This window comes from Halomonas sp. ND22Bw (assembly GCF_003011945.1).
Taxonomy (GTDB): Bacteria; Pseudomonadota; Gammaproteobacteria; order Pseudomonadales; family Halomonadaceae; genus Halomonas; species Halomonas halophila.
Genome location: NZ_PXWD01000694.1, coordinates 1 through 278, shown reverse-complemented (window position 1 = coordinate 278; position 278 = coordinate 1). Strand labels below are relative to the sequence as shown.

Annotated in this window: 1 protein-coding gene; it reads left to right on the top strand. The window is 63.7% G+C overall.

Annotation, left to right across the window (positions count from 1 at the left end; all coding sequences use genetic code 11):
* Window positions 1-23: 23 nt before the first annotated feature.
* The coding region (locus CVH10_RS19910; RefSeq protein ID WP_146143146.1) for a hypothetical protein at window positions 24-278 on the top strand (255 nt) is incomplete at its 3' end.

Sequence of the window (278 nt, the reverse complement as noted above, 5' to 3'; positions counted from 1 at the left end):
CGATCAACCTGGATATCCAGAAGTTGACCCTCGACATGCAGTGGTACGACGCATTCGACTGCGAGCACGCCAGCGCTCAACTGGCCCAGCGCAACCGCATCACCCTGGATATCAAGCAACGGCTCAATCAGCTCAGCGCCACCCTGCAGAGCACCAGCCAGAGCAAGCAGGCCTGCCAGGGCGTGGCCGGTGGCTGGCTGTCGGGCCTGTGGCGCTCCACCGAGCAGAAGGTGGCGCAGCACCAGGCCAGTGAACTGGACAAGCGCCTTGCGATGCTC